This window comes from Rhodococcus sp. B50 (genome assembly GCF_013602415.1).
In the GTDB taxonomy this organism is placed as follows: Bacteria; Actinomycetota; Actinomycetes; order Mycobacteriales; family Mycobacteriaceae; genus Rhodococcus.
Genome location: NZ_WPAG02000002.1, coordinates 605,845 through 632,455, shown reverse-complemented (window position 1 = coordinate 632,455; position 26,611 = coordinate 605,845). Strand labels below are relative to the sequence as shown.

General features: G+C 69.0%; 22 protein-coding genes. 1 reads left to right on the top strand and 21 read right to left on the bottom strand.

Annotated features, from left to right (window positions below; genetic code table 11):
- Positions 1–90: 90 nt before the first annotated feature.
- The 6 genes from GON09_RS03275 to lspA form a co-directional block, all read right to left on the bottom strand.
- A complete protein-coding gene (locus tag GON09_RS03275; protein ID WP_213930577.1) occupies positions 91–1,239 on the bottom strand; it encodes a carboxylate-amine ligase in 1,149 nt (382 codons plus the stop codon).
- A gap of 154 nt (positions 1,240–1,393) precedes the next feature.
- Positions 1,394–4,930, bottom strand: coding sequence for a DNA polymerase III subunit alpha (gene dnaE / locus GON09_RS03270; protein ID WP_213930576.1), 3,537 nt, complete (start codon positions 4,928–4,930; stop codon positions 1,394–1,396).
- A gap of 38 nt (positions 4,931–4,968) precedes the next feature.
- Positions 4,969–5,910 carry an EamA family transporter RarD gene (rarD, locus tag GON09_RS03265; RefSeq protein ID WP_307854298.1) on the bottom strand — a complete coding sequence of 314 codons (942 nt, stop codon included), beginning with the start codon at positions 5,908–5,910 and terminating at the stop codon, positions 4,969–4,971.
- Positions 5,911–5,957: 47 nt separating this feature from the next.
- Positions 5,958–6,605: a hypothetical protein gene (locus GON09_RS03260; RefSeq protein ID WP_213930575.1), complete on the bottom strand. Its 648-nt coding sequence runs from the start codon at positions 6,603–6,605 to the stop codon at positions 5,958–5,960.
- Positions 6,606–6,608: 3 nt separating this feature from the next.
- Complete coding sequence (locus GON09_RS03255; RefSeq protein ID WP_213934253.1) at positions 6,609–7,517, bottom strand: RluA family pseudouridine synthase; 909 nt, start codon at positions 7,515–7,517, stop codon at positions 6,609–6,611.
- 14 nt (positions 7,518–7,531) lie between these two features.
- Positions 7,532–8,152, bottom strand: coding sequence for a signal peptidase II (lspA, locus tag GON09_RS03250; protein ID WP_213930574.1), 621 nt, complete (start codon positions 8,150–8,152; stop codon positions 7,532–7,534).
- A gap of 67 nt (positions 8,153–8,219) precedes the next feature.
- Here lspA and GON09_RS03245 point away from each other — a divergent pair, with 67 nt between their 5' ends.
- The gene (locus GON09_RS03245; RefSeq protein ID WP_307854297.1) at positions 8,220–9,176 is read left to right on the top strand and encodes a hypothetical protein; all 957 of its coding nucleotides are present in this window, start codon (positions 8,220–8,222) and stop codon (positions 9,174–9,176) included.
- 82 nt (positions 9,177–9,258) lie between these two features.
- Here GON09_RS03245 and GON09_RS03240 read toward each other — a convergent pair whose 3' ends face one another.
- From GON09_RS03240 to murD, 15 genes are all read right to left on the bottom strand, one after another.
- A complete protein-coding gene (locus GON09_RS03240) occupies positions 9,259–9,765 on the bottom strand; it encodes a hypothetical protein (RefSeq protein WP_213930573.1) in 507 nt (168 codons plus the stop codon).
- Positions 9,766–9,887: 122 nt separating this feature from the next.
- The gene (locus GON09_RS03235; protein WP_213934251.1) at positions 9,888–11,198 is read right to left on the bottom strand and encodes a DNA polymerase IV; all 1,311 of its coding nucleotides are present in this window, start codon (positions 11,196–11,198) and stop codon (positions 9,888–9,890) included.
- An 11-nt stretch (positions 11,199–11,209) separates the two neighbouring features.
- A complete protein-coding gene (gene ileS, locus GON09_RS03230; protein ID WP_213930572.1) occupies positions 11,210–14,368 on the bottom strand; it encodes an isoleucine--tRNA ligase in 3,159 nt (1,052 codons plus the stop codon).
- A 260-nt stretch (positions 14,369–14,628) separates the two neighbouring features.
- Positions 14,629–14,889 carry a hypothetical protein gene (locus GON09_RS03225; protein WP_213930571.1) on the bottom strand — a complete coding sequence of 87 codons (261 nt, stop codon included), beginning with the start codon at positions 14,887–14,889 and terminating at the stop codon, positions 14,629–14,631.
- Between the two features lie 65 nt (positions 14,890–14,954).
- Positions 14,955–15,806 carry a DivIVA-like cell division protein Wag31 gene (gene wag31, locus GON09_RS03220; RefSeq protein ID WP_213930570.1) on the bottom strand — a complete coding sequence of 284 codons (852 nt, stop codon included), beginning with the start codon at positions 15,804–15,806 and terminating at the stop codon, positions 14,955–14,957.
- A gap of 151 nt (positions 15,807–15,957) precedes the next feature.
- Entirely contained in the window at positions 15,958–16,248 is a 291-nt protein-coding gene (locus GON09_RS03215; protein WP_006554132.1) for a YggT family protein, read from the bottom strand.
- Between the two features lie 172 nt (positions 16,249–16,420).
- Positions 16,421–17,083: a cell division protein SepF gene (locus tag GON09_RS03210; RefSeq protein ID WP_213930569.1), complete on the bottom strand. Its 663-nt coding sequence runs from the start codon at positions 17,081–17,083 to the stop codon at positions 16,421–16,423.
- Between the two features lie 32 nt (positions 17,084–17,115).
- On the bottom strand, positions 17,116–17,850 hold the full coding sequence (locus tag GON09_RS03205; RefSeq protein WP_213930568.1) for a YggS family pyridoxal phosphate-dependent enzyme: 735 nt from the start codon (positions 17,848–17,850) through the stop codon (positions 17,116–17,118).
- Positions 17,847–18,593 carry a peptidoglycan editing factor PgeF gene (gene pgeF, locus GON09_RS03200; protein WP_213930567.1) on the bottom strand — a complete coding sequence of 249 codons (747 nt, stop codon included), beginning with the start codon at positions 18,591–18,593 and terminating at the stop codon, positions 17,847–17,849. The genes GON09_RS03205 and pgeF overlap by 4 nt, the downstream gene beginning before the upstream one ends.
- Positions 18,590–19,816, bottom strand: coding sequence for a cell division protein FtsZ (gene ftsZ, locus GON09_RS03195; protein ID WP_213930566.1), 1,227 nt, complete (start codon positions 19,814–19,816; stop codon positions 18,590–18,592). Before ftsZ ends, pgeF begins: the two co-directional genes overlap by 4 nt.
- A 253-nt stretch (positions 19,817–20,069) precedes the next feature.
- On the bottom strand, positions 20,070–20,729 hold the full coding sequence (locus tag GON09_RS03190; protein ID WP_213930565.1) for a cell division protein FtsQ/DivIB: 660 nt from the start codon (positions 20,727–20,729) through the stop codon (positions 20,070–20,072).
- Between the two features lie 110 nt (positions 20,730–20,839).
- Positions 20,840–22,408: a UDP-N-acetylmuramate--L-alanine ligase gene (gene murC / locus GON09_RS03185; RefSeq protein ID WP_213930564.1), complete on the bottom strand. Its 1,569-nt coding sequence runs from the start codon at positions 22,406–22,408 to the stop codon at positions 20,840–20,842.
- Positions 22,405–23,559: an undecaprenyldiphospho-muramoylpentapeptide beta-N-acetylglucosaminyltransferase gene (murG, locus tag GON09_RS03180; RefSeq protein ID WP_213930563.1), complete on the bottom strand. Its 1,155-nt coding sequence runs from the start codon at positions 23,557–23,559 to the stop codon at positions 22,405–22,407. The genes murC and murG overlap by 4 nt, the downstream gene beginning before the upstream one ends.
- A complete protein-coding gene (gene ftsW / locus GON09_RS03175; RefSeq protein WP_374195270.1) occupies positions 23,556–25,124 on the bottom strand; it encodes a putative lipid II flippase FtsW in 1,569 nt (522 codons plus the stop codon). The genes murG and ftsW overlap by 4 nt, the downstream gene beginning before the upstream one ends.
- Positions 25,121–26,611: a UDP-N-acetylmuramoyl-L-alanine--D-glutamate ligase gene (murD, locus tag GON09_RS03170; RefSeq protein ID WP_213930562.1), complete on the bottom strand. Its 1,491-nt coding sequence runs from the start codon at positions 26,609–26,611 to the stop codon at positions 25,121–25,123. The genes ftsW and murD overlap by 4 nt, the downstream gene beginning before the upstream one ends.

Here is a 26,611-nt window from a genome sequence, read left to right as displayed (position 1 = left end):
GAACAATCCCCCACCTGCACCCCCCGACTTCCGATCCTGCATCGTGCAGCCGATCGATGCGATCCCTGACTTCCCCAGATCCCTGACCGCCTACGACAGATCAGGCGTGCAGCCCTCGACGGTGCGCCGTGCCGCGTCGGCGATCACATCGGTGAGGGAACCACCGTGGTCGAGGATGCGGCGTTGCCGGATCGCCCCGTTACCTCGGGCCAGGACTACTGTCAGAGCCTCGTCCACGGATCGATAGGCGTCGAGTTCTTCGAGAACCGGCCCGACCCGGACGAGCAGTCGGCGTATCAATTCCACGGCCGGAACCGGCTGCGCAGAGCAAGGATCGACACCGCGACCGGCCAGACCGTCCCGGGCGGCTCTCCAGCACGCCGCGCGCAGCAGGTCCTGACCGACCGACGGCGCCGCCTCACCGCGTTCGATCGACGCTGTCGCCCCGGCGACCAGCGCATACACCAAGGTGGCCAGGGTGACGGTCTCCTCGACGGTCGCGGGTACGTCCGCAACGCGGATCTCGATGGTCGGATGACGAGCGGAGATCCGCACATCCCAATAGACCATGCGTGGGTCCAGGATCGTGCCGGTGGCGAGCAGCGATTCGACCGCCGCGTCGTACTCTGCGGCCGAGGCGCACTGTGGCGGCGGCCCCGCGCTCGGCCAGCGCCCCCACCTCAGATATCTCCAGTCGGCATAGCCGGTGTCCCGGCCGTCGGCGATCGGGGAGTTCGCGGTCAACGCCAGCAGGGTGGGAAGCCACGGCCGCAGATGGTTGATGATCTCTACTGCGCGGTCACGATCATCGACACCGATATGCACGTGGCATCCGCAGATCACGCCGTCGGCGATGCCCCCGAAGTGCTGTGCCATGCGCTGATAGCGAGGTGTGTCGGTGGTCGATCCCGCCGGAGGCTCGAAAATCGGTGTTCCGACCGCGACCAGCCGGCATCCGGCGCGCGCTGCGGCTTCGGCTGCGACAGCACGGGAGCGGCGCAACTGTTCGCGTAGGTCCTGCGGATGAGTACACACCGCGGTGGCGGTCTCGATCTGGCATCGGGAGAGCTCGACGGTGAGGTCGATGCCGAGTTCGCGTCCGGCCTCGATCACGTCGAGGTTTCGCAACCGGGGACGGCCGGTGTGAGGATCGACCAGGACGAATTCCTCTTCCACGCCGATCGTTGCCGACGCCGCACCGCGCACCGTGGGGGTGGCTTTCGGTCCTGTGGCGGTCATGGCGCTCTCCCCCCTCGAGATCTTTCACTCTACGAAGGGGCAGCGGTTCGGCGTGGGTGTATCGTGCGCCGATCGTGAACCGCATCGGCCGGACGAGGGGCGCAGCAGAACTCGGTCGTGCACCCGACGGCGCTCGCACCGCGCGGCGAGACCGCTAGGTTGCCAGGCAACCCGGCCCGAGCAGCGCCTTGAGGTCGCCCATGAGCGCCGACGACGCTTCGACCCGCAGACTGTCGTCGAGCTTGAGGACCGTGACCTTGCTGCCGGTGATGAGCCGTACGTGCACGTCGGACGAACCGGGATGGCGCGTCAGCACATTCTTGAGGGCCCCGACCTTGTCGGGGGTGCACAACCGGGTGGGCATCGATACCGAGACCGGCTTCGCGACCCCGATCTGCGACAGGTCGGGGACGACGAGATCGTTGGCGATCAGGGAGATCCGGTCGTCGCGGATGGATACGCGGGCCTTGACGAGGACCACCGAGTCCTCGACCACGTCCATGCCGTAGACGGCGTAGGACTGCGGGAAGAACAGCACCTCGATGCCACCCGTGAGATCCTCGAGCTGCGCGGACGCCCAGGCGAGACCGTTCTTGTTGATGCGGCGGTTCACCGAGGCGAGGATGCCGCCGACGGTGACCTGGGTGCCGTCCTTGAGAGCGCCCTCGAGGATCGCCGGGATCTGGGTGTCGGCCTGGGACGCAAGGACGTGCTCGACACCGTTGAGCGGGTGCCCGGAGACGTAGAGACCGAGCATCTCCCGTTCGAGGGCGAGAAGATGCTTGGTGTCCCATTCCTCCTCGGGGATGCGGACGTTGAACACCGCGGCGACGGATTCGTCGGCGTCGGCCCCGCCGAACAGGTCGAACTGGCCGATCGCCTCGGCCTTCTTCGTGCTCATCACCGCATCGATCGCGTCGGCGTGGACGAGCATCAGTCCCTTACGCGGGTGTTCGAGCGAGTCGAAAGCGCCTGCCTTGATGAGGGATTCGGTGACCTTCTTCGAGCACGCGATGGTGTCGATCTTGTTGAGATAGTCGGAGAAGTCGGTGTAGCGGCCCTTCTCCTCCCGTCCCTTGATGATCGAAGCGACCACGTTCGCGCCGACGTTACGGACCGCGCCGAGGCCGAACCGGATGTCCTCCCCCACCGACATGAAGTTGGTGTGCGACTCGTTGACGTCCGGGGGCAGCACCGTGATGCCCATCTTGCGGCAGTCGGACAGGTAGACAGCGGCCTTGTCCTTGTCGTCGCCGACGGAGGTGAGCAGACCGGCCATGTACTCGGCGGGGTAGTTCGCCTTGAGATAGGCGGTCCAGAACGACACGAGGCCGTAGCCGGCGGCGTGCGACTTGTTGAACGCGTAACCGGCGAAGGGCAGAACGGTGTCCCACAGCGCCGTGATCGCCGCCTGCGAGAAGCCGTTGTCCTTCATGCCCTGCGCGAAGCCGTCGTAAGCCTCGTCGAGGATCTCCTTCTTCTTCTTACCCATCGCGCGACGCAGCAGGTCGGCCTGCCCGAGGGAGTAACCGGCCACCTTCTGAGCGATCTGCATGATCTGCTCCTGGTAGACGATCAGGCCGTAGGTGTCGGCGAGGATGTCCTTCAGCGGTTCCTCGAGTTCGGGGTGGATCGGCTTGACCTCTTGCCTCCCGTTCTTGCGGTCGGCGTAGTCGTTGTGCGCGTTCATGCCCATCGGGCCGGGGCGGTACAGCGCGAGCACTGCGACGATGTCCTCGAAGCCGGTGGGCTGCATGCGGCGCAGCAGGTCGCGCATGGCGCTGCCGTCGAGCTGGAACACGCCGAGTGTGTCGCCGCGCGCGAGCAGTTCGTAGGTGGCCGGATCCTCCAGCGGGAGGGTGTCGAGGTCGAGATCGATCCCGCGATTGACCTTGATGTTCTCGATCGCGTCGCCGATGACCGTGAGGTTGCGCAGACCGAGGAAGTCCATCTTCAGCAGGCCGATGGCCTCGCAGGACGGATAGTCCCAGCCGGTGATGATCGCACCGTCCTGCGCGCGCTTCCACAGCGGGATCGCGTCCATGAGCGGCTCGGACGACATGATCACCGCGCATGCGTGCACACCCGCGTTGCGGATCAGGCCTTCGAGGCCGAGCGCGGTGTCGTAGATCTTCTTGATGTCCGGGTTGGTCTCGATCAGCTGACGGACCTCGGCGGCTTCCTTGTACCGCTCGTGGCTCGGGTCGGTGATGCCCGAGACCGGGATGTCCTTCGCCATGATCGGCGGCGGCAGGGCCTTGGTGATCTGGTCGGCGATCGCGAATCCGGGCTGGCCGAACTGCACTCGCGCGGAGTCCTTGATCGCGGCCTTCGTCTTGATGGTGCCGAACGTGATGACCTGTGCGACCTTGTCGTTGCCCCACCGCTCGGTGGCGTACCGCACCATCTCACCGCGGCGGCGATCGTCGAAGTCGATATCGATATCGGGCATCGACACGCGTTCGGGATTCAGGAATCGCTCGAACAGCAGGCCGTGCGGGATCGGGTCGATGTTGGTGATGCCCATGGCGTAGGCGACGAGCGAACCGGCGGCCGAACCGCGGCCGGGTCCGACGCGGATACCCACCTCGCGCGCGTGGTTGATGAGGTCGCCGACGACGAGGAAGTACGCCGGGAAGCCCATCTGGTTGATGACCTTGATCTCGTACTCGGCGCGCTCGACGTACTCGCGCGGCGGGCCGGCCGGGAAGCGCCGGTCGAGGCCGCGCATGACCTCCTTGTGCAGCCAGCTCGCCTGCGTCTCCCCTTCCGGCACCGGGAAGACGGGCATCCGGTCGCGGTGGGTCCACACGTCGTCGTAGGACTGCACGCGCTCGGCGATGAGCAACGTGTTGTCGCACGCCTCGGGCACCTCACGGTCCCACTGCTCGCGCATCTCCTGGGCCGACTTGAGGTAGTAGCCGTCACCGTCGAACTTGAACCGGGTGGGATCGGAGAGCGTCTTGCCGGTCTGGATGCACAGCAGCGCCTCGTGGTTCGCGGCCGCATCCTTGGTGACGTAGTGGCAGTCGTTGGTCACCAGCGGCGGGATGTCGAGCTTGCGGCCGATCTCGAGCAGACCCTCGCGCACCCGGCGCTCGATCGACAGGCCGTGGTCCATGAGTTCGAGGAAGAAGTTGTCCTTGCCCCAGATCTCCTGCCACTTCGCAGCGGCCTCGAGCGCCTCGCGGTCGTGGCCGAGGCGCAGACGCGTCTGGATCTCGCCCGACGGGCAGCCGGTCGTGGCGATGATGCCTTCGTGGTGCTGGGCGATGAGCTCTTCGTCCATACGTGCCCACTTGCCGAGCTGGCCCTCGATCGATGCGAGCGAGGACAGCTTGAACAGGTTCCGCAGACCCGTCGAGTTCTCGGCGACCATCGTCATGTGGGTGTAGGCACCCGAGCCCGAGACGTCGTCGGATTTCTGGCTGCGGTCGCCCCACAGGACACGCTTGGTGGAGAACCGCGACTCCGGCGCCACGTACGCCTCGATGCCGATGATCGGCTTGATGCCGAACTTCTTCGCGACGTTGTAGAACTCGCTGGCGCCGTACATGTTTCCGTGGTCGGTCATGCCGACGGCCGTCATCCCCAGCCGTTCGGCCTCCTTGAACAACGGTCCGACCTTGGCGGCACCGTCGAGCATCGAGTACTCGGTGTGGGTGTGCAGATGAACGAACGAGTCAGCCACGCGTGCCTCTCCCGGGATGTCTGTGGGCAGAGACGAGTCTAAGCCGCGCGGTGCTCCGCGGTGACCACGGCACGCTGACGACGGGCCCGCACGAGTGCGTCGGTGCTGTACACCGCCAGCGCGATCCAGATCAGGACGAAACCGATCCACCGCGAGGCAGGCATGTCCTCCCCGAGTACCCACACACCCCACGCCATCTGCAGACTCGGCGTGAGGTACTGCAGCATGCCGAGCGTCGCGAGGGGGACCCGTTGCGCGGCCGCGCCGAAGAGCAGCAACGGCACCGCGGTCACCAGACCCGCCGAGACGAGCAGGGCGGTGTGATCCGCGCCGTGCCCGAGGAAGGTTCCGGTGCCCGTCACCGCGAGGAAGATCACGTATCCGAGCGCGAACGGGGCGGCGACGACCCCCTCACCCGCCAGGGATGTCCGCGGGTCGAGCGGCACGATCTTCTTGATCACCCCGTAGGACGCGAACGACAGCGCGAGGGTCAGGGCGATGATCGGCGGTCTGCCGTAGTCGACGGTGATCACCACCACCGCACACACCGCCAGCACCAGCGCGGCGATCTGCGCCGGCCGCAGGCGTTCCCGGAAGAACAGGACACCGAACACCACGCTGACGAGCGGGTTGATGAAGTAGCCGAGCGCCGTCTCCACCACGCGGCCCGAGACCACGCCGTAGATGTAGACGCCCCAGTTGATTGCGATCGCGGTGGACGCCGCGGCGACCAGACCCCATGTGCGGGCGGACAGGCCGCGCAGGGTGCCCAGGCGGCCCATGACACCGAGTACGACCAGCATGAGCACGAGGGTCCACAGCACGCGATGCGCGAGGATCTCGACGGCGCCGGCGGGTTCGAGCAGACCGAAATAGGCCGGGAACAGTCCCCACAACCCGTAGGCGCCGAGTCCGCACAACACGCCCGTGCGCACGAGGCTCCGTTGCCCCGAGTCGCCCTGTTGTCCCGAGTCGGTCACCGGATCACCGTACGGCGTCGCGGGTGCACTGTCGTCCCGGGGCGACATCACACCTCCCCGTCGTCGGGGCCGGGCACGACCGTCTCGACATGGGTGGGGAGCAGCGGGGTCACGGCGAAGCGTCCCGCGACCGCGTCGGCCGGCAGAACCTCCACGGCGCGCACGTCCGGTTCGTCGGCGACGGCCCGGAACTGAGCGGCGGTACCGCGGAGCACCACCGCGACGACGCACTCGCATCCGGCGGCGAGCCGGTCCGCGGAGACCGCGGCGACCCGCTCGGCGCGTTCCGTTCCGAACTCCACCGAGCCCAGCCTGCCCGCGGCGACCGACGGGGCTCGCCGCAGCGCCTCCGGATTCTCCGGCACCGCGACCGGCACCAGAGGTGTCTGGACACGATCGAGCGGCAGGCGGAACAGCACCTGTCCCACCCGCACCTCTTCAGTGATCTCGACGACCCGGTCGATACCGACGGTGTCGGCGAACGACACCAGCCCCCAGTGCTCCGAATCCCCGGACTCCTCGGCCTCGGCAAGGCTGTCGGACGCTCTCGTCAGGTAGTCGTCGACCACTTCCCCGTTGTCGGGGCCGAGGGTGTCGCTGCCCACCGGGGCAGGCCGCGGCGGGGAGGTCCACCCGGCGACGAGCACGGCGACCACGAGGACGGCCACCGCGGCCCAGGGCAGAACGCGTCCCATCGGTCAGGCGTTGCGCAACACGCCGAGCGCGTGTTCGAGATCCGGCGGGTACTTGCTGGTGATCTCGACCCAGTGTCCGCGCGTCGGGTGCGAGAACCCGAGGGTGCAGGCGTGCAGCCACTGCCGTTCGAGACCGAGACGCGCCGCGAGGCGCGGGTCGGCGCCGTAGGTGAGGTCGCCGCAGCACGGGTGACGCAGCGCCGAGAAGTGCACGCGGATCTGATGGGTACGACCGGTTTCGAGGTGGATGTCGAGCAGACTCGCGGCCTGGAACGCCTCGATCGTGTCGTAGTGCGTCACGCTGGGCTTCCCGTCGGCGGTGACCGTGAACTTCCAGTCGCTGCTGCGGTGCCGGCCGATGGGTGCGTCGATCGTGCCGCTGCTCGGGTCTGGATGCCCCTGGACGAGCGCGTGGTACCGCTTCTCTACTGTGCGCTCCTTGAACGCGCGCTTGAGCACGGTGTAGGCGCGTTCGGACGTCGCGACCACCATGACGCCGGAGGTGCCCACGTCGAGCCGGTGCACGATGCCCTGCCGCTCGTGGGCGCCGGACGTGGAGATCCGGTAGCCGGCAGCGGCGAGACCGCCGATCACCGTCGGGCCGGTCCAGCCGACGCTCGCGTGGGCGGCGACACCCACGGGCTTGTCGACGGCGACGATGTCGTCGTCGGCGTAGAGGATCTCCATGCCCTCGACGGGCTGGGCCTCGATGGTCAGGGGGCGGGGCGGCTCGGGCAGCTCGACCTCGAGCCACGAGCCGCCGGACAGCCGGTCGGACTTGCCCACGGCCGTGCCGTCGACCACGACGGCGCCCTCCTCGGTGAGCGTGGCGACCACGGTCCGGGACAGACCGAGCAGGCGCGCGAGGCCTGCATCGACACGCATCCCGTCGAGCCCGTCGGGTACGGGCATCGCGCGGGTTTCCCTCACTGGTGTGATTCCTTTCTCGTTTCGTCCGGCGCCGTGTCCCGGTCCTTCGAGGCGCCGCCGTCGGGTTCGATGCCGAAGACGGTCAGGGCGACGAGCAGAATTGCTCCGCACACTATGGCCGAGTCGGCGACGTTGAACACCGGCCACCATCCGACCGACACGAAGTCGACGACGTGGCCCTGGAGCGGTCCGGGCGAGCGGAACAGACGGTCGGTGAGATTGCCGAGCGCTCCCCCGAGGACCAGGGCGAGACCGAGTGCCCACCACCCCGATGTCAGGGTCCGGCCGATCTTCACGATGCCGACGACGACGGCGATCGCGACCAGCGTGAGCAGCCAGGTCATGCCCGTGGCCATCGAGAACGCGGCGCCGGGATTGCGAATGAGCCTCAGAGTGACCGTGTCGCCGACGATGGAGATCGGGTCGGCCGGGTCGATGTAGTGGACGGCGAGCACCTTCGTCACCAGATCCGCGACGTAGATGACGAGCGCCACGAGCAGCAACGGTCGCAGCATGCGCCTGCCGACGCCGGTGGACGGGGACGGCGCCGGCTCGTCGGCACGACCGGAAACCGGCGGATCCGCGTCGCGGTCTGGTCGGGAAGCTTCGTTCGTCACCGCTCCATCATCCCCTACCCGGACGACCGCGGCGGTTCCCCCTCCCGTCGTGGCTACCCTGGGTGTCGTGCCTGCGCTGTCCAGATTCGCCCGCTCGGGGCCGTGTGCCCTCGCGGCTGTGCTGTCCCTCTCCGCTCTCGTCGCCGGTTGCGGTGGTCCTTCGGACGGCGCGCCCGCCGTCACGGCCGCGACATCGACGGAGGTGACGGTGCCCGTATCGGCGGTGACCACGACAGTGCTCGACCCGGGTGCCGAACCCCGATCGGTGGCGCGGGTCGCTCCCGCGGCGGGGGTGCAGCAGGGCGTCGTCCTCACCACCCGTTCCGAGGTCTTCCAACGGGTCGGCGACGACCCGCAACAAGACTTCTCCACACCCGAGTTGACCCTTCCGCTCTCGGCCACGGTCGAGCGGGCGATCTCCGACGAGGATCCGAGCACCGTCGTCGACATCACGGTCGGGTCGGCGACGTCACCGGACGGGACGCTCGGGTCGGCGCTGTCCGATGCCGAGGGCTCCGGAGCCGGATTGACGATCGGGCCGACCGGCGCCATCAGCGCGCTGCGCCTCGAACCTGCTCCCGACGCGGCGAACATCGCGCGGTCGGCCATCGAGCAGGCCTTCTACCAGGCCGTCTATCGCATCGTGTCGTTCCCGGAGGAAGCCATCGGGGTGGGCGCGGTGTGGGAGATCCACCAGCAGGTGATGAGCGCCGGCATCACCCTCGACCAGGTCGGGACGGCGACACTCGTCGAGCGCGAGGACGATCGCATCACGGTCGATGTGAAGGTCGAACAGACACCGCGCGAGTCCACCTGGGTGCTGCCGAACGGGCAGGGCCGCCTCGACATCGAGCAGTACACGATGGCCGGTGAGGGTTCGATGACGGTCGACGCGTCGCTCCCCCTGCCTGTCCGCGGAGAGCTGACGGTACGGGGCGATCAGACCTACGTCGAGCCGGACGGCGGAGCGCGGCTGTCCCAGTCGCAGGTCGACCGGGTGGGTTGGGCCACTCCGGATCGGTAGTCCGAAACAGCAGGGAGACGACGGCGACGGCCGGCGCGGATGTTCCGCGCCGGCCGTCGAGTCGTTCGGGACGAGTACTACATCACACGCAGGCCGGGGACTGCAGCTGCGCCATGTTGATGACGATGGAGCACGCGTAGTCCTTGGAAACCTTCCAGGTGCCGTCCTCGGCGACGAAGTCGACGGTGCCGAAGGACGGCTGGTCGCTGCCCGCGAGCGCCATCTCGACACCGGCGGTGATGGTGCCGTTCTCGTTGTCGGTCACGTCGACGACGTTGACCTGCACGCCGGCGTCGTTGGCCGCCTGGGCGACCATGTTGATCAGCTCCGGATCCTGCTCGGCGCCCTGGACCAGGTCGGTCTTCTCGGCGGCCGGGACGCCGAGGTCGAAGGCGCGTGCGAGGTCGGCGTTGAGCTCCTCGACGGTGGGCACCGGCGGGTAGTCGACGGCCGGAGCCGCGGCGGTCGTGGTCGTGCTGGTCTTCGCGGTCGTCTCGGCGGAGCTACCGCCGTCGTCCGAGCTGCAGGCGGACATCGTGAGGGCGGCGGCGAGCGCCACGGTGGCGACGGTGATCTTGCGAAGCTTCAACTTCTCGTCCTTCTCGTTCGGTCGTGCACGATGCGTTCGTCGTGCTCGGTCATCCGGCAGCGGATCGCCCGCAAGAGTACCCGGCGGTAGTAAGAAGACCATGAGGGCGCCGGGAACGTGTTTCAGTTCAGGCTCGCGAGCGGATCCGCGACGACGAGACCAGGCTCGTTCTCGTCGAGTGTTCGTGCAGGTCCCGGACCCGTACTGCGCGTCTCGAAGCGGATGGTGACCACCCCGTGCCCCGCGCCCTGCACCCATCCGTGCCCGAATTCGGGATGGCTGACGTCGGCCCCGGGCGTCCAGCGGGTGGCCGATCCGCTCGCCGGGACCAGCTCCTCGCCCTCCTCCTCGGCCGGTCCGGACTCCTCGGTCGTCGTCCGGTCGAGTTCGGGGAACAGGGTGTCCTGCGCGATCGCGGACAGACCCGCATAGCCGACACCGACGAGCCGGACGGGTCCGATCTCGAGGGGATCGAGCGCGAGACGTTGGGCCGCAGCGGTGAGCACCTGTACGTCCTCGGTGGCGTAGGGCAGCGTCGACGACCTGGTGAGCACCGACATGTCGGCTTTACGCAGTTTGAGCACCACCGTGCGGGCAGCCCGGCCGTCCTTGCGCAGCCGCGAGTGGGCAGCGGACGCGGACGCCGCGATGGCACGCCTCAGCCCGGGCATCGCGACGATGTCGGTCGGGAAGGTGGTCTCGGCACTGACCTGTTTCGCCTCGGCGCGCTCGGCGACGGGCCGGTCGTCGAACCCGTTGGCGAGCCGGTGCAGGCCCGGCCCGGCTGTGCCGCCGAGGATCGATGCCGCCTCGGCGACCGGCAGAGCCGCGAGATCTCCGATCGTCTCGATGCCGAGCCGCCGCAACCGGTCCTCGGCCACCGGGCCGATCCCCCACAACTTGCGCACGGGCAGGCCGTGCAGCAGCGGGAGTTCGCCCTCCGGCCGCACGACGAGTGCACCGTCCGGCTTCGCGAGACCGGATCCGATCTTCGCGATCTGCTTGCCCGACCCCGCCCCGATGGACGCGACGAGACCTGTCCTCTCCCTGACATGTTCGCGTAGCTCCGAACAGAACCGCTCCACCTCGTCGACGTCGGCACCCGCCAGTTCGGGAGGTTCGGCGAACGCCTCGTCGAGAGAGAGGGTCTCGAGGATCGGAATCCGTGCCCGCAGGGTGTCGAAGACGAGTCCGCTCAGTTCGCGGTACAGGATGCCGCGCGGAGGCAGCACGACCGCCGCCGGTCCGACGAGCCGGCGTGCTCTGCTCATCGGCATGGCCGAGCGCGCGCCGTACACGCGAGCCTCGTAGCTCGCACCCGCGACCACCCCGCGGGCACCGAGCCCACCGACGAGGACCGGCCGACCCCGCAGGGTCGGCCGGGTCAACTGCTCGGCGGACGCGAAGAACGCGTCGAGATCCAGGTGCAACACCCAGCGCCGAGTCACGCCTTGACGATCGACGCGCGCGTCCCCTCGCCCAGTTCGATCGCGTCACCCTCGGCCGCACCGACTTCGAAGGTCGTGGCGAGGATCTCGCCCGCGATCAGATCACGGTGGCGCGCAGCCCATTCGGTGCGCTCTGCCGGAACCTCGAACCGCACCGAGATGCGGTCGGAGACGTCCAGGCCGAGGTTGCGGCGTGCGTCCTGGAACTCGCGGATGCGGTCCTTGGCCCAGCCCTCGGCCTCGAGTTCCTCGGTGACGGTCGTGTCGAGGACCACCAGGCCGTTGCCACCCGGCAGCGCAGCGGTGGACTCCGGTTCGGCCGCGACGAGGCGGCTGGTGTACTCCTCGGGCAGCAACGTGATTCCGGCTGCGGTGACCGTGCCGTCCTCCGCCTGCGTCCAGTCGCCCGCCTTGACGGCCTTGATGACCTTCTGCACGTCCTTGCCGAGGCGCGGCCCGGCGGCACGCGCGTTGACGACCACCTCGAAGCGGCCGTGGGCCTCGACGTCGTCGGTGGTGACGACCCGCTTGACGTTGACCTCGTCCTTGATGAGGTCGACGAACGGATCGAGGTGCGCCGATCCCGGGGTCGCGACCGTGACCTCCGGCAGCGGGAGCCGCACGCGCAGCTTCTGTGCCTTGCGCAGCGACAGCACCGTCGAGCACACCCCGCGCACCTCGTCCATCGCTGCAACGAGCGCCGGATCCGACGGCAGGTCGTCGGCCGCGGGCCAGTCCGCCAGGTGCACCGACCGGCCACCGGTCAGACCCCGCCAGACCACCTCGGACGCCATCGGCAGCAATGGCGCGGCCAAGCGCGTGACGACCTCGAGCACCGTGTGAAGAGTGTCGATCGCGTCGGTGTCCTCGTCCCAGAACCGGTTCCGCGAGCGCCGCACGTACCAGTTGGTCAGCGCGTCGCAGAAGGTGCGCAGTTCGTCGCACGCACCGGCGATGTCGACGGTCTCGAGCGCCTCGGTGATGACCTCGCGGGTGTGTGCGAGCTTGGCGAGGATGTACCGGTCGAGCACGTTCGGCGAATCGGTCCGCCAGGTTCCCGGCTTCGACGCGTACAGCTGCAGGAAGCTCCACGCGTTCCACAACGGCAGCAGCGCCTGCCGCACGCCCTCGCGGATGCCCTGCTCGGTGACGACGAGATTGCCGCCGCGCAGGATCGGCGACGACATGAGGAACCACCGCATGGCGTCGGAGCCGTCGCGGGCGAAGACCTCGTTGACGTCGGGATAGTTGCCCTTCGACTTGCTCATCTTCAGGCCGTCGTCGCCGAGGACGATGCCGTGCGCGGCAACGCATTTGAAGGCAGGACGATCGAACAGCGCCGTCGCGAGGACGTGCAGCGTGTAGAACCAGCCGCGGGTCTGCCCGTTGTACTCGACGATGAAGTCGCCGGGATAGTGCGAGTCGAACCATTCGGTGTTCTCGAAGGGATAGTGCACCTGCGCGAACGGCATCGAGCCCGACTCGAACCAGCAGTCGAGCACCTCGGGGACGCGACGCATCGTCGACGTTCCGGTCGGGTCGTCGGGGTTGGGCCGGGTGAGCTCGTCGATCATCGGCCGGTGCAGGTCGGTGGGCCGCACGCCGAAGTCGCGTTCGAGTTCGTCGAGCGAACCGTAGACGTCGACGCGGGGGTACTCCGGATCGTCCGAGACCCACACGGGGATCGGGCTGCCCCAGTACCTGTTACGGCTGATGTTCCAGTCGCGGGCACCTTCGAGCCACTTGCCGAACTGGCCGTCGCGGATGTGTTCGGGCACCCACGTGATCTGCTGGTTGAGCTCGACCATGCGATCGCGGAAGCGGGTGACGGCGACGAACCACGACGGCACCGCCATGTAGATCAGCGGCTGACCCGACCGCCACGAGTGCGGGTAGGAGTGCTCGATGGTCTCGTGCCGCAACAACTTTCCGGCTGCCTTGAGGTCCTTGATGATCACCGGGTTGGCGTCGAAGACCTGCAGGCCCTCGTACGGGGGGACCATCGAGGTGAACTTGCCGCCCGGGTCGAGCGGCTGCACGAGCTCGATGCCGTTGCGCTGGCAGTACTCCATGTCCTCTTCACCGAAGGCCGGTGCGAGGTGGACGATTCCGGTGCCGGATTCGGTGGTGACGTAGTCGGCGGCGATGACCTGATGGGCGTTCTCCCGCCCGGTGAAGAAGTCGAAGGGCGGCTCGTAGGCGAGGCCGACGAGATCGGCACCGCGGTGGCGGCCGAGAACCTCGGGCTCCTCGCCGAGTTCGCGGGCGTAATGACCGAGGCGGTCCTGCGCGAGCAGGTAGGTCTTGTCGTCGGTGCCGCGCACCGCGACGTACTCGATCTCGGGGTGTACCGCGATCGCGAGGTTCGACGGCAGGGTCCAGGGCGTGGTGGTCCAGATGAGGGCGCACGCGCCGTCGAGTTCGGAGCCGGGGGCGCGCAGCACCATGTCGACGGTGACTGCCGGGTCCTGACGCATCTTGTAGGCGTCGTCGAGGCGGGTCTCCTGGTTCGACAGCGGGGTCTGCTCGTACCAGCTGTAGGGCAGCACGCGGAAGCCCTGGTAGATCAGGCCCTTCTCGTACAGCGACTTGAACGCCCACATGACCGACTCCATGAAGTCGAGGTCCAGGGTCTTGTAGTCGTTGTCGAAGTCGACCCACCGGGCCTGGCGGGTGACGTAGTCGCGCCACTCACCCGTGTAGCGCAGCACCGACTGCTTGCAGTAGGCGTTGAACTCCGCGAGACCCATCGAGTCGATCTGCGACTTGTCGGTGATGCCGAGTTGCTTCTCGGCCTCGAGTTCGGCGGGAAGACCGTGACAGTCCCAGCCGAAACGGCGGTCGACCTTCTTGCCGCGCATGGTCTGGAAGCGCGGTACGACGTCCTTGACGTAGCCGGTGAGCAGGTGCCCGTAGTGCGGCAGGCCGTTCGCGAAGGGCGGGCCGTCGTAGAAGACGAAATCGTCGGCGCCGTCGCGGTTGCGCAGGGACGCCTCGAAGGTTCCGTCGGTGGCCCACTGTGCGAGGACGCGCTCCTCGAGTGCAGGGAAGTCGACACCCGAATCGCGCGGCAGGTCGTAGTCGACGCGCGGATATCCGGCAGCGCTGCCGGCGGTTGCTGCGGTGGGATCCGGTGCAGCGTGGTTCTCGGTCACAGCGTGGCTCCTCCGTGCCTGGATACGTCTCGGCACGGGGACGATCACCGTGCGCGTGCACGGCTACCGCGGTACCACCCCGCTTGCACGTCCGGTACGGACGGCCACTCGTTCGGGCTGTGACGGGCCCACCCGTCCGGTTCTAGTGAGCGACCGCCAGGGTCGCCGTTCTTCCGGAGGCTCCCCGGTGATGGCCGGATCGACGCCGCCCCGCATACGCGGGATCGAGCTTCACTCGATGGTGCATATTGTAGGACGCTTCAACGCTCCGACGAATTCCGGTCGCCGGGACGTCGCCGCCGCGACGCGCGGCCGGCACGTCCGGCCTGCCCGATGGAACGCGGATCGGCCCACTCACCTTCGGCCGGGCTTCGTCCGCCGAGTGCGCTCGCCAGCAGAATGACCGCTCCCACGACGCACACCGCGATACAACCCCATGCCCACACCACCGATCCGGTCATCAACGCGATCACGAGGAGACCGAATCCGACAGCTGCGAGTACCAGCGTGACGACGAGCACGACGCTCCTCCTCTACCGAGGTACAGCACCAGGGCCGTACAGCACCAGGCCGGAGAGACCGTCGGTCAGCTGTTGCCCTTCGCGAAGGACGACGACCCGAACGACGACGAGTTGGACTGGTTGAACGCTTCCTGTCCGCCGTCCACCGGAACGGCCGAACCACGCTGCTCGAGCTCTTCGAGCTGCGATTCGAGGTAGGACTTCAGACGCACCCGGTACTCGCGCTCGAACGTCTTGAGCTGCTCGATACGGCCCTCCAGCACGGAACGCTGCTGGTTGATGGTCGCCATGATCTCGGTGTGCTTCTTCTCGGCGTCGGCCTGCAGGGCGTCGGACTTCTCCTTGGCCTGACGCAGCTGCGTCTCGGAGCGGGTGCGCGCGTCGGCGAGCATCGCGTCGGACTTCTGCCGCGCGTCCGCGATCATCGCCTCGCTGCGGGTGCGAGCATCGGAGACGAGCTGCTCGGAATTGGTCCGGGCGTTGCGGACGAGTTCCTCGGCCTCGGCCTTGGCATCGCCGGTGAGACGGTCGGCCATCTCCTGCGCGAGTCCGAGGACCTTGGCGGCCTGCATGCTCGCATCGCTGCTCGACGGTGCCGCGGCGACCGGGGCGGGGGCCGGAACCGGGGCCGGCGCGGGCTCCGGCTTGGGCGTCTCCACCACGCGGGCGGGTTCCGGTTTGGACGGGGCTGCCGGTGCGGACGACGACGCGGTGCGCGGCGCCTTCTTGGCCTCGGCGAGCTCCTGGTCGAGTTCGGCCACCCGCTGACGCAGGTCGGCGTTCTCCTCGATGAGGTTCGTCAGCTCCTGCTCGACGAGATCGAGGAAGGCATCGACCTCGTCCTCGTTGTAACCACGCTTCCCGATCGGAGGCTTGCTGAACGCGACATTGTGCACATCAGCTGGTGTCAGCGGCATGGAAGGATCCCTTCACGCGTCGAGTAAGCGGTCAAGCAGGCGTTCTGAGTTATCGACAGTGCGTTACGCGTATCAAAACCCACTGTATATGGCACTCCATTGTGGCACACGGCAGCTCCGGGACTGCCCGACACGACGTCGGACGGGGGCGTCATGCTGCGCCGCCCCTGGGCAGGAATGCCATGAGGAAGTACACGATGAACAGCAAGACCATGATGGACAGATCGAGCCGTACGCCACCGAGATTGAGCGGAGGAATCAATCTCCGCAGCAGCTTCACCGGCGGGTCCGTGACTGTGAAGATCGCCTCGAGAACGACGACGACGAAGCCGGACGGCTTCCACTCCCGCGCGAAGGTTCTGATGAACTCGACGATGATCCGTCCGATCAGCAGAAGCCAGAAGATGAACAGCAGGAACCACAGCACCTCGAAAACGGCCACCTGCCCACAATGCCCGACAAGGACGGGTCGATCAAAACCGAAACGCCCGGCCTGCAGTGATCTGCATCATGGCCGGGCGTGTCGGGACACTCGAGGGACGGCAACGGACGTGCGATGACGGGCGTGCCCATGGTGACAGGCGCGCCGTGGGCGCGAGTGCCTCGCGCGTCGACTACTGCTGGTTGTAGAAGCCCGTCTCGGCGATGCGCCGCCGCTCCTCGGCGGAGACGTCGATATCGGCGGGCGAGAGCAGGAAGACCTTGGTGGCCACCTTGTCGAACGAGCCGCGCAGCGCGAACGCGAGCCCGGCGGCGAAGTCGACGAGCCGCTTGGCGTCGGCGTTGCTCATCTCGACGAGGTCCATGATGACCGGCGTCCCGTCGCGGAAACGCTCACCGATCGTCCGCGCCTCGCTGTAGTCGCGGGGGCGCAACGTGGTGATCTTGGACAACGGACCTCCCTCGTCGAAGAGCGCGCCACGCCGGGGCTCGGCGCGCTCGAGCCGGCTCTCCGCACCCAAGGATGCGCGACCGGCGACAGCGCGGGCCGGGGCGGGCGCCGGGCGCGCGCTGCGGGCAGTGATGGGCTCGACCCGCGGACGGGGCGCCGGCTCGTACCGGTCGAATTCGTCGTGCTCGAACTCGCGGACCGGTTCCTCGCGATGCGACGGGGCGTACTCGTCGCGGTGCGACGGCGCATAGCCGCCGTAAGGCGCGTCGCCGTAGTCCCGTTCGCGGTCGCGGCGGCCACTCGCCGGATCGTCGAGGTATTCGTCCTCGTAATCCTCGAGCGGCACCATCCCGAAGTACGCCTTGAACTTGTGGAGTGTGCTCATCGATCGCCTTTCCCTCGCGCGGCGGATGTCATTCAGGCTAACGGTCGATACCCCAAGACCGCCGTTCCGACACGCACGCACGTCGAACCCCACCGAACCGCGTGCTCGAGGTCACCGGACATCCCCGCGGACAACTCCACGGCCGCGGGGTGGTCCTGCAGCAGGCGTGCATGCAGGTCGTGCAGCTGCTCGAATGCCCGCTCGGGCTCCCACCCGAGCGGTGGGACACCCATCAGGCCTCCGAGTTCGAGAACCTCGGACGCGCCGACGGCGTCCGCGAGGGCAGGAAGATCCTCGGCCACCACGCCGCCCCGCTCACGGTCTCCGTCGAGACTGACCTGCAGCAGGGCCCGCAACGGCGCGCTGCGCTCACCGTCGTCGAGTGCCACCCGCACGCCCTTCTCGAAGGCGTGCACGAGACGGAGACTGTCGACCGAGTGCACCGTGTGCGCCCAGCGGGAGACGGCACGGGCCTTGTTGCGCTGCACTCGCCCGATCATGTGCCACTCGACCGGCTCGGCGACGCTCGCCCGGAACTCGGCGATCTTCGCGCTCGCCTCCTGCTCGCGTGACTCGCCGAAACGTACGCATCCCAGCTCGTGGAGGAGCACGGCGTCCGAGGCGGGGAAGAATTTCGTGACGGTGAGCAGCGCGACGTCCGACGGATCGCGACCGGCGGCGCGGGCCGCGACGTCCAGTCGCTCACGGACGGCGACGAGGCGTCCGGCGAGTTCGCGGCGTCTGTCCTCGGAGGCGGGAGCGCTCACGCCGTCCCCACCTCGCCTGTCTCCTCGAGCCACACGACCGAGGCGAACCTGCCGGTGGGTGCCGAGCGCCGGTGACTGAACAGGGCGGTGTCCTCGATCGTGCACCGCGGATCCTCGACCACGGCCGTCACGCCGTGCTCGACGAGTTGCCGGCGGAGACCGGCACGCAGATCGAGACCGGGCGTGCCGCGACTCGTGCGGGTCGCGCTGCCCGGCAGGTGGGCCTCGACGTCGGCTCTCATGGCCGCGGGCACCTCGTAGTGCCGTCCGCTCGCCGCCGGTCCGAGCAGTGCGCCGATCCGGTCGGGGCGGGCTCCGAGGTCGACCATGACGTCGAGGACGCGCGGAAGGATCCCGATGCGCGCGCCGACACGACCGGCGTGCACGGCAGCGATCACCCCGGCGACCTCGTCGGACAACAGGATCGACACGCAGTCGGCACTGAGGGTCGCGAGCGCGAGCCCGGGCTCGCGCGTGACGAGCGCATCGGTGGCCGGAACCGGTTCGGTCACCGGGCCGTCGACCACGGTGACGTTGCGGCTGTGGATCTGCTCCATCCAGACGAACCGTTCCGGCGGCAGCCCGATGACGGACGCGAGCCGCCGCCGGTTGGCGGCGACCGCGGCCGGGTCGTCACCGACGTGGTCGGCGAGGTTGAAACTGTCGTACGGAGCCGCGGACACCCCGCCGGCCCGAGTCGTCACGACCCGGCGGGCGCGCAGCAGTCGATGCGGAGCCGTCAACGGCGCATGAAGATCGGCACGTCGACGTCGTCGTCACCGTCGTCGTCGATGTCCACGCTGCGCGGTGCGTTGTTCCCTCCCGCCGGAGGCTGTCCGCCGGCCACGGGCGCGGGATCCCGCACCGGGGTCGGCTCGACGGCTTCACGCTCCGGCCGGCCGAGTTCGCCGGCGCGCGCGACACCGATCGCACCGGGACGGCCGGACGGCTGTTGCTGCTGCGGCTGCTGCGACTGACCCGGCTGCTGCTGACCCACCTCGACGGGACGGCGGGCAGGAGTCCCGCCCTCGAACCCGGCGGCGATGACGGTCACTCGGACCTCGTCGCCGAGCGAGTCGTCGATGACCGTGCCGAAGATGATGTTGGCGTCGATGTGCGCGGCCTCCTGCACGAGCGAGGCAGCCTCGTTGATCTCGAACAGGCCGAGATCGGAGCCGCCCGCGATCGACAGCAGCACGCCACGCGCGCCTTCCATCGACGCCTCGAGCAGCGGCGAGTTGATCGCCGCCTCGGCAGCCTTGATGGCACGACCCTCGCCGCGCGACGAGCCGATACCCATCAACGCCGAGCCGGCGCCCGACATGACGCCCTTGACGTCGGCGAAGTCGACGTTGATCAGACCCGGGGTGGTGATCAGGTCGGTGATGCCCTGCACACCGTTGAGAAGTACCTCGTCGGCGGAACGGAAGGCGTCCATGAGGCTGACGGCGGCGTCGCCGAGCTGCAGGAGCCGGTCGTTGGGGATGACGATGAGCGTGTCGCAGGACTCGCGCAGCGTCTGGATGCCGGTGTCGGCCTGCCCTCCGCGGCGCTTGCCCTCGAACGAGAACGGACGCGTGACGACACCGACGGTGAGCGCGCCGAGCTTGCGGGCGATGCTCGCGACGACGGGTGCACCGCCGGTACCGGTTCCACCGCCCTCGCCCGCTGTCACGAAGACCATGTCGGCACCCTTGAGCACCTCTTCGATCTCGTCCTTGTGGTCTTCGGCGGCCTTGCGACCGACCTCCGGGTCTGCGCCGGCGCCGAGTCCGCGGGTCAATTCGCGACCGACGTCGAGCTTGACGTCGGCATCCGACATGAGCAGTGCCTGCGCGTCGGTATTGACGGCAATGAACTCGACTCCCTTGAGTCCCTGCTCGATCATGCGGTTGACCGCGTTCACGCCGCCACCGCCGATACCGACGACCTTGATTACGGCGAGGTAGTTGTGCGGGGGCGTCATGTGCTCTCGCCTTCCTGAAGTTCCGGGTGGTGCATGATTCCGGGTGGTGCTCGGGTCTGGGTGGTGCTGGGTCTGGCTCATGTCGGTCACGCCCGCCTGGCGGGCGGTCGGCCTGCAGCACGACGTCTCGACAAACCCTCAACCACAGCTTGAAGGTTATGTCAAGTAACGCGGCTGTCCGAAACGCTATGGCACGGGTACCGGGATTAGCCAGCAGACGCGCCGGACACGCCGGACGAATTTCGCCGATCCCTCACCTCACCGTCGGCAGGTCGGGACTCGCCACATCGAATCGCTCCCCCGGCTGCGTCAGGAGCGGACCGACGACCGCCGCCTTCCGGTCCGAACGATCGACTCCACCCCACACCACGACACGCCCGTCGGTGAGGACGAGTGAGATGTCGGAGGCCGTCGGCGCTTCGATCGTCTCGACCTGAACGCGCAGGTCGGGCGGCAGCATGTCGAGCACCTCCACGGCGGCGCGGGTCGCGGGATCACCCGTGCCGGGCGACGGCGTCACCAGTCGCGGAGTGAACATCGGCGGCGGCTCGACCGCGAAGTCGACCCCCTCGATGTCGACCGAGTGGGTACCGTCGGGCGCGTCGAAGAAGACCATCGCCTCCCGCTCCGTGACCGTCACGCGCACGGTGGAGGGATACACCCGCTGCACCCGGACCGAGGCCGCGCGCGGAATCGTCGCGACACGCTGCGCCGCCGCCGCCGTATCGACCCGCAACAGCGGTGTGCCCTCGGCGACCTCGAGCGCGTCGACCACCTCGTCGTAGGTGACGACGTCGATCCCGGTCACCTCGATCGCCCGCACGGATAGCAACGGCGACAACCAGGCCACCGCGATCGCTCCGAGGAGTACCACGACGGCCCCCGCCCCGACGAGCACGGTGCGCAACCGCACCGACCGGCCCGACGGGCGGCGGGCGGTACCACGCTCCCTGCGTTCCCCGGGTTCTCGAGGCTTTCGTGACGGTCGCCCACGACGTGCACGTGACGAGACGGCGGCGGGCGTCACGGGCCGATCGGCTCCGGTCCGGAACCGCCGGGTGCGCGGAATCCGCCGGGCTCGGGTGCGGCCCCGGCCGGACGGAAGCGGCCCGGTTTGCTGTGCAGTGCGTCGAGGATCTGCCTGCCGAGCATCGTGACGTCACCCGCGCCCATCGTGATCACGACGTCGCCGGGCCTGGTCAGACGTGCGACCTGCCGGGGAACCGCGGACAGGTTCGGCTGGTAGTGCACCGGTCTGCTCACCGCCCGGGCGACCAGGGCGCCGCTCACCCCGGGGATCGGTTCCTCCCGCGCGCCGTAGACGTCGAGCACGACGACCTCGTCGGCGAGGTCGAGAGCCGCGCCGAACTCGGTGGCGAACGCTTCGGTGCGCGAATAGAGGTGCGGCTGGAACACCACGATCACACGGGGCCGTTCGGTGCCGGTCTCGGTGTAGCGCAGCGGCTCCCCCGCGACGAGTTCGGCTGCGGCCGCCAGCACGGCCCGGACCTCGGTGGGATGGTGGGCGTAGTCGTCGAACACCCGCACGCCGTGTTCGCGGCCGGTGTACTGGAACCGCCGGTGCACGCCGCCGAAACCGGCCAGTCCCTCGAGAGCCTCGTCGACCTGCGCTCCGGCTTCGAGCGCGGCGAGCAGCGCGGCCAGAGCGTTCAACGCCATGTGCCGGCCGGGGACTGACAGTCGCACGGTCCGCGGCGAATCCTCACCCGCGAGGTGGAGCTCCGCGACCCCGCCCACGTCCTTGGCCTCCCAGCCGAGGAGCCGCACGCCGACGGGAACGCCGCGGTGATCACCCTCCGTGCCGATGACATCGGCCGTGCCGTAGCCCCGAACCCGCAGGTCGTCGCGGCCGAGCGCGACGACCCGCTCCGCGAGCGCCGCCGATCCGGGATCGTCGAGGCACACGACCAGCAGACCACCTGGCGCGATGCGGGCGACGAACTCGTCGAAGACCGCCGTGTACGCCTCCGGCGTCCCGAAGTAGTCGAGGTGATCGGCCTCGATGTTCGTGAGGATGACGGTGTTCGGGTCGTACTGCAGTAGCGAACCGTCGCTCTCGTCGGCTTCGGCGACGAAGACGTCCCCGCTGCCGTGGTGTGCGTTGGTCCCGGACTCGTTGAGTTCACCGCCCACCGCGAAGGAGGGATCGAAGCCGCAGTGCTGTAGCGCGACGACGAGCATCGACGTCGTCGAAGTCTTGCCGTGTGTGCCCGAGACCAGGAAGGTGCGGTGTCCGCGCATCAGGGAGGCGAGCACGGTGGGGCGTAACAGGATCGGGATCCCCCGCTCGCGGGCGGCGACGAGCTCGGGATTGTCCTGCGGGATCGCGGCGAACGTCGTGACCAGAGCTGTGGGACCGCCGTCGAGCAGGTCGAGCGCCTCGGCGGCGTGCCCGATGCGGACCTGCGCGCCGCGTGCCCGCAGGGCGAGCACACCGCGGCTCTCCTTCGCGTCGGAACCCGACACCTGCCCCCCGCGCGCGAGCAGGATCCGGGCGATGCCCGACATCCCGGCGCCGCCGATACCGACCATGTGCACCCGCTCGAGTTCGGCGGGCAACTGCGCACTCATCGTTCACTCCTGTTCGGTTCCACTCCGGCAACCTCGAGCACTATGCGCGCCAATTCGTCCGCGGCACTGCGATGACCGGCGGCCGCGGCGCTGCGACCCATCTCCACGAGTCTCTGCTCGTCGCCGAGCAACGACACCACGTCCGTCGCGACATAATCGGAGTTCAGGTCGCCGTCCGCGACGATCCTCCCACCACCTGCCGCGACGACCGGACGGGCGTTGAGTTCCTGTTCGCCGTTCCCGTGCGGGAGCGGCACGTACACCGCGGGCAGCCCCACCGCCGAGACCTCCGCGACCGTCATGGCCCCGGATCGGCACACCACCGCGTCGGCCGCCGAGTACGCGAGGTCCATCCGTTCGAGATAGGGCACGGCGACGTACGGTGCCCGAGCGTGACCGGGATGGGCGGGGATGTCGACGGTGTTCTTCGGTCCGTGCGCGTGCAGCACGGCGATGCCGGCCTCCGCAAGCGCGGCGGACGCGCCGGACACGGCCTCGTTCAGCGACCGCGCTCCCTGCGAGCCGCCGAACACGAGCAGGACGGGCACGTCGTCGGGCAGACCGAAGTACCGCCGCGCCTCCGCGCGCAGACCGGCGCGGTCGAGACCCGTGAGGGACGACCGGACCGGGATCCCCACGATCTGCGCGTCACCGCGCCGGACGATTCCCGAGTTCGGGACGGCGGCGAGCACGCGTTCCGCCCTCAGGGCTCCGATCCTGTTGGCGATGCCCGCGCTCGCGTTGGCCTCGTGGACGATCACGGGGATGCGGCGGCGTCGACGCAGCGGGCCGGCCTCGGCCGCGAGGTAGGCCGGCAGCGCCACATATCCACCGAAACCGACGACGACATCCGCGTCGACCTCGTCGAGGATCTGCCGGGTGCGGCGCACCGACGCGACGATCCGGCCCGGAAGCTTCAGCAGATCCACCGTCGGCTTGCGGGGCAGCGGCACCGGCGGGACGAGTTCGAGTGGGTAGCCGCGTCGCGGCACCAGGGTCGTCTCGAGTCCGCGCTCGGTGCCGAGCGCCGTGATCCGCGCATCGGGCACGAGTGCGCGGACGGCATCGGCCACCGCGAGCGCCGGTTCGATATGCCCGGCCGTACCACCTCCGGCCACCACCACCGACAGTGCCGGCCTCTCCGCACTCACCTACGGTTCCCTCGCTCTCCGTTTCGTCCGTTCGATCCGCGTGTCGTGCGGTTCGTCTGCTGCCGGCCGCGGGCCGGTTCCCGCGCGGGTTGTGTGCGCCGGGCCCGGCCGGTTCCGTCCGCCGGTTGCGCGCGACTCGCGGCCGCCCGACGGTCCTGCGCCGCTCCACGTTGCCGTTCGGTCGGCACCTGAGGCTGCCGCTTGCGCGATCCTCTACCGCGCGACGCTGCGGGAGCGGTGCGCTCGGGTGCCGCGACCCGCGATCGCGGCGGCCGCGCTGCGGCCGTACGCGCCGGTGTGCGACCGGCCCGGTAGGCCTCGGGCTTGCGCAGGCGCAGCAATCGCGCGAACCGGCCGTCCTGCCCCGCGTGCAGCGCCGCGATCGCCTCGGGTTCGTGTCTGGCCGCGTTCGCGATCAGGCCGAACATCAGCAGGGTGGTGGCCGTCGACGTGCCCCCGGCCGACACGAGCGGCAACTGCAAACCGGTCACGGGCAGCAACCCCACGACGTAACCGATGTTGATGAAGGCCTGGCCGATGATCCACGTCGTCGCCGTCGCGGTGAACAGACGCAGGAAGGGATCGGCCGAACGCATCGCGATACGCAGCCCGACATAGGCGAACAGACCGAACAGGCCGATGACGGCCACCCCGCCGAGGAAGCCGAGTTCCTCGCCGATGATCGCGAAGATGAAGTCGTTGTGGGCGTTGGGCAGATAACTCCACTTCGCGCGGCTCTGGCCGAGGCCGCGGCCCCACAGACCGCCGTCCGCGAGGGAGAACTTCGCCTGTCGTGCCTGGTAACCGGCGCCCTGCGGATCGTCCCCGGGATTGAAGAAGGCCCGCACACGCTGCGAGCGGTAACCGGCCGTCAGGGCCAGGATCACTGCGAGTGTGGCGGCGGTGCCGACGATGCCGAGGAAGACCTTGAGCGGCAGGCCCGCGAACCACAGCAGGGCGAGCACGATGATCACGATCGAGACGGTGGTGCCGAGGTCGGGCTGCAGCACGATCAGGCCGGTCACGAGCAGGGCTGCCGGGACGAGCGGAACGAGCATCTCGCGCAGGGTGGAGTTCTCGCCGCGGCGTGAGGCCAGCAGGTGCGCACCCCACACGGCGAGGGTGATCTTGGCGATCTCGGCCGGTTGCAACGAGATGCCGGCAATGACGAACCAGCCCCGGGTGCCCTGGGAGACGGTGCCGATACCGGGGATGAGCACGAGCACCAGCAGCACGACCGAGAACGCGAATGCCGGGAAGGCGAACCGCCTCATCAGACGCACCGGGATCTGCAGCGCGATGTAGAAGATCACCATGCCGAGGGCGGCGAAGATCAACTGCGAGGTGAACAACCCGTAGGCCGACCCCGCCGCGGCCACCGCACCGACGCTCGACGAGGACAGGACCATGACGAGTCCGAGCACGGTGAGCAACACGGCGATCGTCACCACGAGGTGGAAGGACGCGAGCGGCCGCGCCAACCAGGCTCCGAACCGGCCGCGGACTCCCGCCACCGGATCGTCGGAGCCGGCCCCCGACCGAGTCGCGCCTGCCCGAGAGGTCACCTTGGCGTCCCGCCCCCGCGGAGTTCCTCGACCACGGACGCGAAGCTCCGGCCGCGTTCCGCGTAATCGGCGAACATGTCGAGCGACGCCGCAGCCGGGGCGAGCAGCACCGTCTCTCCCGTCGAGGCGAGAGCGGCCGCTTCCCGGACCGCCACGCGCATCACGGCGGGACCGTCGGCACCCGGCGCCGCGATCCTCCTCACCGGAGGCGTGTCGGCCTCACTCGTCGCATCGGTCATCGCTTCATCGTCGCCCGTGTCCACCACGACGACCGGGACCTGCGGGGCGTGTCGCGTCAGTGCCTCGGCGATTTCGCCGGCATCGCGGCCCAGCAGCACGGCACCGGACAGCCGCGGCGCCACCTCGGCGACCAGGTCGTCCACGCGGGCACCCTTGAGGAGACCACCGGCGATCCACACCACGCGGTCGTGCGCAAGCAGCGAACTGCGGGCCGCATGCGGGTTGGTCGCCTTCGAATCGTCGACGTAGTCGACACCGTCGACCCGACCGACCGGCGCGGCGCGGTGCGGACCTACGCGGTGCCGTCGCAGACCGTCGTGCACCGCCGATTCGGGCACGTCGATCGCCCGTGCGAGGGCGGCGGCCGCGAGCGCGTCGGACAACCCGGCAGGGCCGGGTGGCGTCACGTCGTCGACTCGGGCCAGCACGGCGGAGTCCGCGAACGCCCGGTCGACCAGCAGTTCTCCGCTGATGCCGAGTTCGCCCTCCTGGGGGTAACCCAGCGTGAAGCCCACGGTGACCACCGCCCGGGAACGATCCCGGAGACCGCCGGCGATCGGGTCGTCGAGGCCGAGGACCCCGACGGCACCGGTGAGAGCACCGAGCTTGGCCTCGATGTAGTTCTCGATCCCGCCGTGCCAGTCGAGATGGTCCTCGGCGATGTTGAGCACGACACCTGCGTCGGGTCGCACCGACGGTGCCCAGTGCAGCTGGAAGGACGACAGCTCCACGGCGAGGACGTCGGCGCGCGGGTCGTCACGGCGCAGGGCGTCGAGCACGGGGAGGCCGATGTTGCCGCACGCGACACTGCTGCGGCCTGCGGCCTCGAGAATCGCGTGCAACATCATGGTCGTGGTGGTCTTGCCGTTCGTCCCGGTGACCACCAGCCATCGCCGGGCCGGTCCGTAGATCTCGGCGCGGTCGATGCGCCAGGACAGTTCGATGTCGCCCCAGATGGGCACCGCGGCTCCGGCCGCCCGCGACAGCAACAGCGCGTGGGGCGGGAATCCGGGACTCGTCACCACCAGGGCGAACTCGCGCAGTGCGGAGGGGTCGTCGACGAGCGTGTCGAGGTCGACCGTCCGCGCGCCGAGCGCCGCGCACTCGGCCAGTGCCCGCTCGTTACGGTCGGTGACGGTGACGTGGGCACCCAGGTCGGTGAGCGGTTCGATCGTCGCGCGGCCGGACACTCCTGCGCCGGCGACGAGGACCGCCCGCCCCCTGAGCCGTTCCAGTTCGTCGGTCAC

Excerpts from the sequence above, each read along its gene's own strand:
- GON09_RS03255 (WP_213934253.1), bottom strand. The coding sequence starts at position 7,517 with ATGCCCGTACCCGACGGGCTCGACGGGATGCGTGTCGATGCAGGCCTC.
- wag31 (WP_213930570.1), bottom strand. The coding sequence starts at position 15,806 with ATGCCGCTGACACCAGCTGATGTGCACAATGTCGCGTTCAGCAAGCCT.
- murC (WP_213930564.1), bottom strand. The coding sequence starts at position 22,408 with ATGAGTGCGCAGTTGCCCGCCGAACTCGAGCGGGTGCACATGGTCGGT.
- GON09_RS03275 (WP_213930577.1), bottom strand. The coding sequence starts at position 1,239 with ATGACCGCCACAGGACCGAAAGCCACCCCCACGGTGCGCGGTGCGGCG.
- GON09_RS03260 (WP_213930575.1), bottom strand. The coding sequence starts at position 6,605 with ATGGGACGCGTTCTGCCCTGGGCCGCGGTGGCCGTCCTCGTGGTCGCC.
- GON09_RS03210 (WP_213930569.1), bottom strand. The coding sequence starts at position 17,083 with ATGAGCACACTCCACAAGTTCAAGGCGTACTTCGGGATGGTGCCGCTC.
- ftsZ (WP_213930566.1), bottom strand. The coding sequence starts at position 19,816 with ATGACGCCCCCGCACAACTACCTCGCCGTAATCAAGGTCGTCGGTATC.